Below are 10,846 nucleotides of genomic sequence, written 5' to 3'. Positions count from 1 at the left end.
TATCTGGATTACAAGAGTCCAAATCAATATGAGGCTGACATGGCTAACTTACAAAAAGCGGCTTAACTGGGTTGTGTGATTTTGGTTGACCACGTCATTGTACGCATAAAGGAAACTTCTATGAAGTTGTTTATAGCATCACTCTCAGTTTGGTTGTTTGCCCTTCCATCATTTGCGGGAGATTCCATATTTTTAGGCTCCTCTACATTTCTGGGGTCTGAAATTATGGGGGAGGATAGACCCTTTAGGACTAAATAAGACAGTCACCTTTATGTGTATTAAACGACTAAAAAAGACAAACATATTTGTTTCAATAATGAACCACACTTAAAATACTTACTTAACAGGACAGGCATGTTTATGTACTCCAGCTAATGCTGGCTTTTTTGTTTTTGGCTTGCGTGAAATACACTAAATTCATCTGGGGACTAAACAAGACAGTCATCTTTTTTATACCTTGGATTGCGCTAAAAACGATGCAGTCAATGAATACTAAACAAGACAGGCATGTTTATGTAATGCCGTCAGACCACGGCAATTCCGATGGTGGTGGTATCGGAGATATCGGAAGCGACGAGTACTCGCACTATAAAGCTCTGTAATATGTACTAGCTCATCGCTTTACTTTTCTAGCCACATTACGTCGTTATGCCCACCTGTCAGAATCTCTTATAGAAAGGCTATATTCCAGTAATAGCAAAGTCTATTGCACCTATCAGCAATTCGCGGGATTGCGCTAAAGAGCCGATGCAGTCATTAAGCACATCTTCAGGTATGGAACTAAGTTGTTGAGTCAGGAATAGGTATGTCTCGCCTTCGAATTCTATCTCCGGCGTAAGGTTTTTCATATAAAGACTATTTTTAGTCTTATTCTTCGTCAGCGGTACAACTAACCTTGTTGCTAATTGGTCAATTACAGCTACAAGAAAGGGGTAAGCTCTATTTGTTTTTGAGCTTGGGTTTCTGTAAACATCAAACTGTGCCATTAGAAGTTCCTGTACTCATCACCTATACTGCCGTTCTCAGCAACAAACTCGTTGTACGCAGCTATGGCAGCTTTGTTTTCTTTTTTCCACCTTTCATCTTCAACACTTTTCAACTTGTCTTTAAGTGCCTGTTCTAAGGTTGCAGACAGGTTAACTTTTAAGTCTCTAGCTTTTTGCAATAAATCGCTGTTTAAGCTTAAATTAGTCGCTTTTTTTGGGGCATGGATGTCATATAAATCTTGCATGCTATCACTCCAAATTGTTCTACATATTAAGTATACGCATAGGGATGCGCATTGCAAAAAATAGGTTCTTAACAAGCCCGGAATTGTTATGTAGAGATGTATACATATAGTGCCGGTCTTACTCTCAATTAAACTGCAAAATTAACCGAGTAATCGCATCGCACTGTGTCGGCACTGAACCCGTTGCTGATGTTGATTCTGCGCGTATTGCTCTAGGTGAATTACTTTGCCGGCGGCGTGCTTAAAGCAGGTTTCAAATTGCGTGGTTAATGTTATCCAATGTTCGTGTTCAATATTGAGACGCTCTAAAATAGGGGGTAGGTTATGTTGAACCTTGCCACGCTTGTTTGGGTGAATATATCGGCTGGTTATATCTACAAGCTGTAAGTAGTCTGGAAGAGTAAAAGGTAAACCGTGTGGCATCTCTTGTCTTGGATTGCCTACAAAAGGCATAAGTCTTTTAGGTGTTTTGCCCAGCCTGGCTGCGTTAATACGGTATTTGATACTGGTATGGTCCGATGCCTCAGGAGTTTTGGCCATCTTTGCTCGTATTGGGTTTAAATCAACATAAGCCATACAGGCGGCAAGGGCTGACTCATCTAATAGCGCTTGTGACTTAAACCGTCCTTCCCAAAAATGACCAGTACAGTCGTCCTCTTTATTTGCGGCCCTGGCAATGTATTCATTCAGTGCACGCATAAACCAACTGATATCGAATAGCCTTTTACGCCATACTTCAGCCGTTAACTCAACCGTTTTAATTTGGGTTTCATGTAATTCTTTACGTAAATCTGGTGATAAGTAGCGCTGTGAGATTAATGTGCCTTTGTAAAGTTTATGCCAACGTTGAATCACGTCTTCTGTACTCAGTGCGTCTGCTTTCTCTTTGTTTACGTGTAATACCAGATGCGTATGATTACTCATTACCGCATAAGCGCATACATCGATGGCAAAAACCTCACTTAAAATATGAATACGGTCTTCTACCCATTGGCGACGATGCTCAAAGCTTCTACCGTTTTCCTCGCCACATAGGAAAGCACGACGAACGCAGCGGGAAACACAGTGGTAATAGGGCGTATCCGATAAACTAATTTGAGACTTTCGGGCTTTAGGCATTGCGACTGTCCGACTCTGATTAACTCGATTAGCAGTTTGGATGGGTATTTAGATTAAAGAAAGTGTACGAAGGGACAGTTTGGGTGTTTTCGAATTATGGCTGTCTTGCTTACGTTGTTGTCTTGCTTACGGTTGCTTACGTTGTTGTGCTCACTCTTTTGCGCCAAAAAAATTCAATAAAGTCTTTTTAAGCTGCCATAATTATTACTAATCTGTCAGAACACCAATAAAAGGATATTACTATGACACTTTGCAAGACTAACGCTTTTTTATGGCTTGTTTAATTATGCTAGCGGGCTGCTCGAAAAGTCAGCAGGAATTATTAAAAGGCCACTGGGAATGTAGTGGACAAGGCGATGGCGCCAAGTTCACGGGGAGTGCGGAGTATGTAAGTAATGGCAGCTCAAACGTGATGTTTGAAATGAGTATGAAAGAGTCGGGTACAGAGGCTGAATTCGATGTTATAGCTCAAGGCACTTGGGAGCTCAATAAAAACGAATTACTTGAGTCATTCACTAAGCTTACTATTACCCGTTTTGTTGTAGATGGACGCAATTTACCACCTGAACAATTTCCTCAACAATTGAAAGAAGCCATTATTGGCACTAGACAAGACAGTCATTTTTTACAGCGGTAGACATTTGGTAACTGTCTTACACGCTCTGAGAGAATACGGGATTCGCACCTTTAAAGAGAATCATCGACTAAACGAGACAGGCATCTTTGTCTAAAAGGGTGTACATTATGAGTCTGTCTAACTAGCTATTTTTAAGTCGGTATCCGCTATATATGGAAGCCCACTGTAGTGGATAAAACCAAGTTGGAATCAAGGAATGATGAAGAGATTACTGATAGTTATAACTGCTCTTGTTGTTATAGGCTGTAATGAAAATCAGCCGAAAAACCACTCCCCAGAAATTGCATTAGCGAAGATAATCGGCAATGGAAATCAAACCGTTGTAAATGAAGTTCAACTTTATCTTTCTGATAAGAATGCATACAAACTAAAACACAAAGACGGACTAGAAGAAAGCGGATTTGATGGAGCCTTTGAAAATTCATTTGACCTTACATTTGTAATTATAGAAGGTCTAAAAAGCATCAACCGTGTGGTGATTGTAGATTGGAGAGAGGATGCGCAACATGTCTTCGATTTATTAAACGATTTATCTAAAAATGCACTTTCTACTTGCAGCATATCGAGACAGCTGGCGGACGATATGATGCAAACTCAGTTCAATATATCTTACTACTTAGAATCTAGTGAATCTGGCTTTTTATTCTCAACCTGTGCAAAAAGCATGGGGTTAGAAATTATTGGCATTGACGATGGATCAGACTCGTTCGTCTTGTCTTTAATACCAAGTGGCAACGCGGCAAAACTCAAAACATATTCGCAGCAACTAAAATTGAATATAAAGACATACGATAACCGTGTGACTAGTTAGTTGGAGCGAAGAAGAACGTGCTGCGATAGCTTTTTTGTACTGCTTAAATTTTTCTATTTTTTTTCGAGGCAAAAATGACCAAAAATGAAATACCTATTATTGCTAAACAAGCGCTGTCTGAATATCTAGAGGAACCAGGAAGCGTTCTCTATAGTAGTCATGAAGCATAAAGGCCTACCTCATTTAAGTCGCTACTCTCCTGTAGGTAAAACTGAAGTTATCAAGTGGCTGTCAAGTAAGATACAACAAGTCAATTAACATCGCAGCTTTGATACAGCCGCAGAAGGCTTTAGCAAAGCTGTTACCTGTTATTCACTCAAAGGAATGCAAAGCATGCTCTACAAAATAGAAGAACAAGCAGAAATATTTGAAAAGTTGGAACCCGTAGAGTTCAAAGACTTTTCTAGCTTTGGAAAATTAGAGAAAGATCTAGAAAATTTAATTGCGAACAGTATTTTAGACGTTTTATTTGAAGATGCTAGATTGATGCCGGTGTTTCAAGAACGACAATGGCAGGCAGAAGCCGACATATATGCACTGAATGAAAGTGGCGAATTAGTCATATTCGAGCTAAAGCGTGCATCTGCCGGGAAAGATGCCGTTCATCAAGCGCTAAGATATGCGCAAGATGCTGGTCAATGGAGCTATCAAAAATTAGAAAATAAGTTCAAAGAATATAGCAAAGGCGACATGTCGCTAGTTGAAGCACACAGAGAGGCTTTTAGTCTTGAGCACCAATTAGAGCCTAAAGAATTTAATAATAAACAGCACTTATTAGTTATCGGCAGTGCAGCGGATGACTCATTAATATCTTCAGTCGACTACTGGAAGAAAAGTGGTATATCCATCGATTTCTTGCCCTATAGAATTTATGAACTTGCTGGCGAAAAGTACTTTGAGTTCTTTGCGCTTCCCTATGATAAGCACAAAAACCCAAGTGATGTAAAAGGTGTATTATTTGATACAAATCGCAGTTGGAATGAGGACTCTATTTGGTCGATGATGGATAATAGTCGTCTGGAGGCGTATGGAGACGCCAAAAGGTTTGTTCACCATGTTCATATAGGCGACATTGTTTTCTTTTCCCACAAATGGTGTGGCTTGATAGCTGCTGCAAAAGTGAAAGGTGAGGTTAAAGCGCCAGACAGTGAAACACTGTATCGAGACGTAGAGTTTTTAACTCCCATCCCCAACCGAAACGATAACACGTTATTGGCTATGCCTTTTTCAGAAGTGAGTTCTAAAACAGGTAAAAGTTTCTTTTGGGCCAGAACGATAAAAGTACCTTACTTAACGAAAAGCGAAGCACTTGAGTTAGTCGATGAGCTTAATAATTATTTACATAGCACTTAACAAGTTAACGCGGTTGGGGTTCTTCACAGTCAAAACTTTAAGCGCTAGTGCACTTTTAATGGCCTTTTGGTAGTTTCTGGCTACCTTGCCGTGGACTGTTTAAGGTCGTTTAAAACGCATTGTTAGTTCAGCATTTTATTAGTTGATTTAAGGAGGGTGGTTTTGGCAAAAATTTTAATATTTGGAAACTCTGGTTCTGGAAAATCTACGCTGGCACAGCACTTATGCAAAACACAAGGTTTGGCTCATTTAGATCTAGATACATTAGCGTGGAAACCTACTAGCCCACCTGAGAGAAAGCCTATTGATGAGTCTGAAGAAGAGATAAAGGCTTTTATTTCTTCTAACGACAAATGGGTAATTGAAGGCTGCTATACAGACTTACTAAAAACTGTAGAACAGCAGTCTACTGAAATTATATTTATGAACTTATCCATTGAAACCTGCATTTCAAACGCAAAGGCGAGACCTTGGGAGCCCCATAAATACAAAACAAAGCAAGCCCAAGATGACAACTTAGCAATGCTTATTGATTGGATTGGGCAATATACAGAAAGAAACGATACATTTTCTTATGCGGCACATAAGCAGTTTTATGATAGCTACCATGGTTATAAAAAGATGATTACGCAAAATGTCCCAACCGAGACAAGTTAGGCAAATTCGTTAATATATGAAACAGGTGAAACGGAGTTTCTAGTGAAAAAAAATCTACTTCTTGCATTATCACTTCTAGTGTCAGCTACGGTATCGGCTGAAGATATTAAAATAGATCTTAAGCAGCTTGCCCAACAGTACTTCGACACAATGGTTGCAACTCAGGCCCCTGGCGCGACAAAAGCTGAGCTTGAAAATCACTTAAATTTGCTCGCTGATGATGTTGGTCATTCACATTTGCCATGGGTGATAGACGATACGCGATTACCTGACGGTAAGGAGCAAATGAGAGAGGGCATGACGTTCTATTTAGGCGCACATACAGAATATAGTGCTGAGCTGTTAGATGTTTTTACATTTAATCATTCTGCTATTGCTATCAGATATAAGAATTATGCCAAGGGCGTGCACCCGCAAAACAATCAACCTATTGAATACAGTCAAGTAATGATGGAAGTACTAGAGATAGAGAACGGTAAGATTGCTGTAATTCGAAAGTACCATGAGTAAGTTTCATTTTCGATAGCCGTTTAGGTAACAATTGTATTTTCGGTTGCAATAAGTTGGCGTACACCTAGTGATAGTGTTACAAAATGATCTTTAAGGACGGGGTAAAATGACGAAGAACCGAAGAAAAACCATTATCAGGTTTCTTCTGCTAGTCAGTACTATTGTTTCCTTGTTTTTCGTTCCGTGGATATTGGTTAAAGCCTGGATCCTACCTTTGCCACACACAGTACAAGAACAAGTTGATGAAGCAATTAGCCACGGCTTTGACGGCATGATTGTTTACGTGGATCAGGCGGGAAAACCTCCAGCTTCTTACACAGCAGGCTGGAAAGACAGAGATAACAAAATACCCGCTGCCCCCGACTCTTTATTTAAAATTGCCAGTATCAGTAAGTTGTACACTGCTGTGGCTATCACCAAAATGGCGCGAGAACAGCGACTATCCCTAGACGATTTACTCGTTGATCATTTACCCGAACTCAAAGACAGAATTGAGCATTCAGAAAAAATAACGCTTAAAATGATGGTGCAGCATAAGTCAGGAATCCCTAACTTTACTGATAATGCTGCCTACTGGGAAAACGAACCGGAAAACAGCAAGCGAGCGCTCGACTTTGCGCTAGATCTTCCGGCGAGTTTTGAGCCCGGTGATGGATATGAGTATTCCAACACGAACTATCTGTTGCTTCGCAATATTATGGATAAGGTTTTGGGGTACAGTCACCACGCGTACATTAAGCAAAACATTTTACTTCCGCTTGAATTGAACAACACCTATTTTTCATTAAGCGAAGTCAATATAGACGATGTGATGAGCGGCTATTACGTTGGTTACGAGGAAGATGTTAAGGCGCGCGACTACGGTATGCTAGCGACAGCAAAAGATGTGGGTAAGTTCTTACGAGCGCTAAACAACGGCGCTATTTTCAATGAAGGCGAAGCGGAACTTTACCCTTATGTGTTCGAGCATGGAGGCTTGGTTATCGGCTACCAGAGCCTTGCAGAATATGACAAAGACCTCGATACCGTGGTCGTCCAATTTATCAATACCACTGACTTTGACGGTTACGAATGGAACTTGTCTGAAATCACAATTAGCCGAATTTTTAAAATACTAAGAAAAGCAGAAAACGAGTAGGTGGTAGGCTTGGTTCAACGCTTTTTCAGTGTAGGCCAATCATTACAAGTTAGAAAATAATGGGTGGCAACAGAGCGGTTTTTATTATGTAGTTAGTTTATTAACTCGCCGTTTTTACTCTATGCTTTTAGTGATTATTTTATCTCTTCAGCTGCTCGGCAAAAAAAAGGGGCAAAACGTGAAAAAACTCTTCTTAATGTTATCTGTGCTTATATCGGTTTTGTGTTTGCTACTGGCCGCTGCGCCATTTACTCCGGCAGTTGCGGGCTCGTTTTTAATGCTTATCCTCGCTGGAGTTTTAGGCTTTAAAGGGTATTCAAAAATAAGCTTGCTTTTGCTTTGTATCAACACCTTTTCGGTAGTTGTCAGCGCTAACATAAACGAGTCTAGTTTTGCCGCATTAACTGTAATATCGATTATCTTTATTTTCTCTTTCACCGGTGTAGCACTTGGTCTGCCGAAAGGTGTTCAAAGATATGATAGTTGCGTTGATAGCTAACAAAATTTGATAACAACGAGATAATTAAACCAAGATGTCTAGTTTAATAACCCCTATGTTTATGCACATTCTTCTTTGTGCATTGCTCTACGTATTTCTCACGCTAGCTCGCGCGCCTTCGGTATGGGGAGTAGGGAAAAACAAAGATGGTTCAAACCCGTTTGCTGATATACAGCCTAAAGTAAGTGCGAATCTGAGCAATCAATTTGAGTGGCCGTTATTTTTTCACGCTGTTTGCGCCTTGCTAATTGCCTTAAGTGAGCCAATTAGCAATTCGCAAGTCTCCCTTGCGTGGGTATTTGTTATTGGCAGGGTGCTGCATAGTCTTGTACAAATATTTACTGACAATATTAGATTGCGTGGTTTGGTGTTTACTATCAACTTCGTTGCCGTTCTTGCAATGTGGTTGTTGCTTTTTATAGAACAGGTTTTAGGTTAAAGAGCGTAAGGGTTATGGAAGAAGTTTTTGAACCGCTGGGCCGCTTTATGCTTCGAGTAATAAAGTGGATTATCATAGACGCAATTATAGAATTCGTTTTGAAGGGCACGGGCCATGTGGTGCTTAAATTGCTAACCTTCGGCAAGTACCCAAGAGCAGGTCGTGATGAGGGAAGGACCGTTGCTGTTGGTTTTCTAAGCTTTGTGGTGGTTTTTGTCTGTCTTGCGATGATTGCTTAGTATTGAAAAAGGATATCTGCGATGAAATTAGAAAAGTGGGCGAGCATAAGAGAAAAAGGAAAGCAGCGCTTCGTTCTAGTTTATGGTGTTTTAGGCTGGGGAGTCTCTACTGGTTTATTATGGTCAATACTTATGGCGTTTATAGAACCTTCCGAAAACATCTGGGGGCGACTCGCCATTGCGATGATCATCTTTCCCATTGCGGGTATCGCTTTTGGCCACTTAACGTGGAATAAATCTGAAAAAGCTTTTGCAAAAGAAACGACGAAAACTGTATAGAATGGCTAGAACATGTCATGTAATAACCAATGAAGGGATGCCGCTGTTGTTAAGTATCAAAAAATTATTTTTTGTTTCATTAACTTTGCTTGTAGTTAGTTGCGCCAATATACCTATTGCAACAATGCTTGAGTTTCGCTCATTTGATGAGGAGAAATTTGTTGAACTCGACCCCAATCATTTACTTACGAAGATTCACTTAGACAAGCCAGCCGAAATAAAGCCAGAAAGCACCTGGCTTACCTTGGGTGTTAGCTCCTCAGAGCAAGAAAGAAGTTTTAAGTATAATCTTGAGGTTATTTCAGAAAAATCACTGCCGGCCGAGTCAGGATGGCTGAGTAAAACGCCAGCGCGAACTGAGTACATTTTAGGGTTAAGTGCCGAAGCAATAAAAGAATTCACTGAACTTCAAGAGTTCATGGGGTCTGCATCGCCAACGGGCTTTGATCTTCACGTTAATACTGGGTTCAAAGAGGCGGCAAATGAAATGACAAGCATCACTATGTCTATTTTTTTAAAGCTTTACGCTGATGAAGACTATTTTACGCTAATCGATAGAGCGGAATTAGATATCGAGAAAGGAAGCGAGTAACTTCTATTAGGCTGGCTTTTTACCTATAACAAAGTAAAGTAATAATCTTCAGCTCTTCAAGCTTATTTAGAGAAGTACATGGAAGTATCTAAAGCCAGTATTCAAAAAGCAGTAGCTAACAATATCATCTCCGAGCAACAGGGCATTGCTCTGTACAATTTCTTTCAAGATGAAAATCAGCATACTCCCTCTTTTACCTTCACCCATATTCTGTATTACTTAGGTGGCCTTATTGCAATTGGCGCCATGACTCTATTTATGAATTTAGGCTGGGAGCAATTTGGTGGTGCCGGCATCGTATTTATCTCTATGCTTTATGCTGGCGTGGGCTTAAAGCTTGCCAATTCCTTTGCTCGTAAGCATTTAATAATACCAGCAGGGATCTGTGCCACGTTTGTAGTTTGTTTAACGCCAATTGCTATCTACGGTGCGCAGCAATGGTTAGGGCTATGGCCCGACGACACTACGGTTTATCGCCAGTTTCACCAACGCATTAAATGGCTATGGTTATATATGGAACTTGGAACGCTAGTAACTGGACTTGTCGTAGCATGGCGATATAAATACCCGTTCTTAATAATGCCGATTGCGGTAACGCTCTGGTATATCAGTATGGACGCTGTGATGCTCATTATTGACCATGAGGACTTATGGAACAGCTACACGTGGCAATTCCGAGCACTTGTGTCGATGTACTTTGGCGCGTTGATGACGCTATTGGCGTTCTGGGTGGACATCAGAGCACGAAACACAGCAGATTACGCGTTTTGGCTTTATCTTTTCGGCGTTTTAGCGTTTTGGGGCGGCCTTACCAGCCAAGATTCAGACAGCGAACTGTCTAAATTTGTCTATTTCTGTATAAACCTTGCCATGATTGGCGCTGGTGCTCTGTTGGTTCGACGTGTCTTTGTCATATTTGGTGCTTTGGGATGCTGTTTATATTTAGGTCATCTTGCTTCTACCGTTTTTGAAGATAGTTGGCTTTTCCCTGTAGCGCTATCAGCGATCGGTTTAGGCGTCGTATATTCGGGAATTTGGTGGCAAAAGAATGAGGCTCGCATAACAAAGAGTGCGCAAGCGATACTGCCGAAAGCGCTACAGGAACTTTTGGCTAATAAAGCTTAGATAAGCGAATCAATAGCCAGAAACTGCAGAAGATTCAGATTTACAACCCGCAAAATAGTAGTATCCATTACGCTAGTTGCTCTGCCACAAAAGTAGGGCCTCGTTTTGTAGGCGTGGTTTGACGTGCTCCAATAGATTCACACACCCAGTTAAGAGATAATTATCTCAACTGGAGTGTATATGAAAACCCGAAAAAGCTACTCGAAAGAATTCAAAC

At 40.6% G+C, this 10,846-nt stretch carries 15 protein-coding genes; 12 read left to right on the top strand and 3 right to left on the bottom strand.

Annotated features, from left to right (window positions below; genetic code table 11):
* Positions 1–680: 680 nt before the first annotated feature.
* From BIZ39_RS18725 to BIZ39_RS18715, 3 genes are all read right to left on the bottom strand, one after another.
* Positions 681–986: a CcdB family protein gene (locus tag BIZ39_RS18725; protein WP_187447704.1), complete on the bottom strand. Its 306-nt coding sequence runs from the start codon at positions 984–986 to the stop codon at positions 681–683.
* Positions 986–1,231, bottom strand: coding sequence for a type II toxin-antitoxin system CcdA family antitoxin (locus BIZ39_RS18720; RefSeq protein ID WP_156086393.1), 246 nt, complete (start codon positions 1,229–1,231; stop codon positions 986–988). The genes BIZ39_RS18725 and BIZ39_RS18720 overlap by 1 nt, the downstream gene beginning before the upstream one ends.
* A gap of 141 nt (positions 1,232–1,372) precedes the next feature.
* The gene (locus BIZ39_RS18715) at positions 1,373–2,350 is read right to left on the bottom strand and encodes a transposase (protein ID WP_187447703.1); all 978 of its coding nucleotides are present in this window, start codon (positions 2,348–2,350) and stop codon (positions 1,373–1,375) included.
* A gap of 271 nt (positions 2,351–2,621) precedes the next feature.
* Here BIZ39_RS18715 and BIZ39_RS18710 point away from each other — a divergent pair, with 271 nt between their 5' ends.
* The 12 genes from BIZ39_RS18710 (at position 2,622) to BIZ39_RS18655 (ending at position 10,629) form a co-directional block, all read left to right on the top strand.
* Entirely contained in the window at positions 2,622–2,987 is a 366-nt protein-coding gene (locus BIZ39_RS18710) for a hypothetical protein (RefSeq protein WP_187447702.1), read from the top strand.
* A 196-nt stretch (positions 2,988–3,183) separates the two neighbouring features.
* Positions 3,184–3,798 (top strand): hypothetical protein, encoded by a 615-nt coding sequence (locus BIZ39_RS18705; protein ID WP_239241255.1) that lies wholly within the window; start codon positions 3,184–3,186, stop codon positions 3,796–3,798.
* A 333-nt stretch (positions 3,799–4,131) separates the two neighbouring features.
* Positions 4,132–5,151, top strand: a complete 1,020-nt coding sequence (locus BIZ39_RS18700; protein ID WP_187447701.1) for a hypothetical protein — start codon at positions 4,132–4,134, stop codon at positions 5,149–5,151.
* A gap of 162 nt (positions 5,152–5,313) precedes the next feature.
* The gene (locus BIZ39_RS18695; RefSeq protein ID WP_187447700.1) at positions 5,314–5,808 is read left to right on the top strand and encodes an AAA family ATPase; all 495 of its coding nucleotides are present in this window, start codon (positions 5,314–5,316) and stop codon (positions 5,806–5,808) included.
* Between the two features lie 42 nt (positions 5,809–5,850).
* Entirely contained in the window at positions 5,851–6,318 is a 468-nt protein-coding gene (locus BIZ39_RS18690; protein WP_187447699.1) for a nuclear transport factor 2 family protein, read from the top strand.
* Between the two features lie 106 nt (positions 6,319–6,424).
* Positions 6,425–7,456: a serine hydrolase domain-containing protein gene (locus BIZ39_RS18685; RefSeq protein WP_187447698.1), complete on the top strand. Its 1,032-nt coding sequence runs from the start codon at positions 6,425–6,427 to the stop codon at positions 7,454–7,456.
* Between the two features lie 178 nt (positions 7,457–7,634).
* Positions 7,635–7,955: a DUF6419 family natural product biosynthesis protein gene (locus tag BIZ39_RS18680; protein ID WP_187447697.1), complete on the top strand. Its 321-nt coding sequence runs from the start codon at positions 7,635–7,637 to the stop codon at positions 7,953–7,955.
* 34 nt (positions 7,956–7,989) lie between these two features.
* Positions 7,990–8,394: an MAPEG family protein gene (locus BIZ39_RS18675; RefSeq protein ID WP_187447696.1), complete on the top strand. Its 405-nt coding sequence runs from the start codon at positions 7,990–7,992 to the stop codon at positions 8,392–8,394.
* A 14-nt stretch (positions 8,395–8,408) separates the two neighbouring features.
* Complete coding sequence (locus BIZ39_RS18670) at positions 8,409–8,633, top strand: hypothetical protein (protein ID WP_187447695.1); 225 nt, start codon at positions 8,409–8,411, stop codon at positions 8,631–8,633.
* Between the two features lie 21 nt (positions 8,634–8,654).
* Complete coding sequence (locus BIZ39_RS18665) at positions 8,655–8,912, top strand: hypothetical protein (protein ID WP_187447694.1); 258 nt, start codon at positions 8,655–8,657, stop codon at positions 8,910–8,912.
* Between the two features lies 1 nt (position 8,913).
* Complete coding sequence (locus BIZ39_RS18660; RefSeq protein ID WP_262385808.1) at positions 8,914–9,504, top strand: hypothetical protein; 591 nt, start codon at positions 8,914–8,916, stop codon at positions 9,502–9,504.
* Positions 9,505–9,582: 78 nt separating this feature from the next.
* Positions 9,583–10,629 carry a DUF2157 domain-containing protein gene (locus BIZ39_RS18655; RefSeq protein ID WP_187447693.1) on the top strand — a complete coding sequence of 349 codons (1,047 nt, stop codon included), beginning with the start codon at positions 9,583–9,585 and terminating at the stop codon, positions 10,627–10,629.
* Positions 10,630–10,846 lie beyond the last annotated feature (217 nt).

The sequence above is a fragment of the Alteromonas sp. BZK5 genome, from assembly GCF_014349115.1.
Taxonomy (GTDB): domain Bacteria; phylum Pseudomonadota; class Gammaproteobacteria; order Enterobacterales; family Alteromonadaceae; genus Alteromonas; species Alteromonas macleodii.
Note: the sequence above shows the minus strand (reverse complement) of the source record. Positions and strands in the feature narration are given on the sequence as shown.

Bases quoted from the DNA above. Each gene is read 5' to 3' on its own strand.
- BIZ39_RS18725 (WP_187447704.1), bottom strand. From the start codon at position 986: ATGGCACAGTTTGATGTTTACAGAAACCCAAGCTCAAAAACAAATAGA.
- BIZ39_RS18720 (WP_156086393.1), bottom strand. From the start codon at position 1,231: ATGCAAGATTTATATGACATCCATGCCCCAAAAAAAGCGACTAATTTA.
- BIZ39_RS18715 (WP_187447703.1), bottom strand. From the start codon at position 2,350: ATGCCTAAAGCCCGAAAGTCTCAAATTAGTTTATCGGATACGCCCTAT.
- BIZ39_RS18710 (WP_187447702.1), top strand. From the start codon at position 2,622: ATGGCTTGTTTAATTATGCTAGCGGGCTGCTCGAAAAGTCAGCAGGAA.
- BIZ39_RS18705 (WP_239241255.1), top strand. From the start codon at position 3,184: ATGATGAAGAGATTACTGATAGTTATAACTGCTCTTGTTGTTATAGGC.
- BIZ39_RS18700 (WP_187447701.1), top strand. From the start codon at position 4,132: ATGCTCTACAAAATAGAAGAACAAGCAGAAATATTTGAAAAGTTGGAA.
- BIZ39_RS18685 (WP_187447698.1), top strand. From the start codon at position 6,425: ATGACGAAGAACCGAAGAAAAACCATTATCAGGTTTCTTCTGCTAGTC.
- BIZ39_RS18675 (WP_187447696.1), top strand. From the start codon at position 7,990: ATGTCTAGTTTAATAACCCCTATGTTTATGCACATTCTTCTTTGTGCA.
- BIZ39_RS18670 (WP_187447695.1), top strand. From the start codon at position 8,409: ATGGAAGAAGTTTTTGAACCGCTGGGCCGCTTTATGCTTCGAGTAATA.
- BIZ39_RS18665 (WP_187447694.1), top strand. From the start codon at position 8,655: ATGAAATTAGAAAAGTGGGCGAGCATAAGAGAAAAAGGAAAGCAGCGC.
- BIZ39_RS18660 (WP_262385808.1), top strand. From the start codon at position 8,914: ATGGCTAGAACATGTCATGTAATAACCAATGAAGGGATGCCGCTGTTG.
- BIZ39_RS18655 (WP_187447693.1), top strand. From the start codon at position 9,583: ATGGAAGTATCTAAAGCCAGTATTCAAAAAGCAGTAGCTAACAATATC.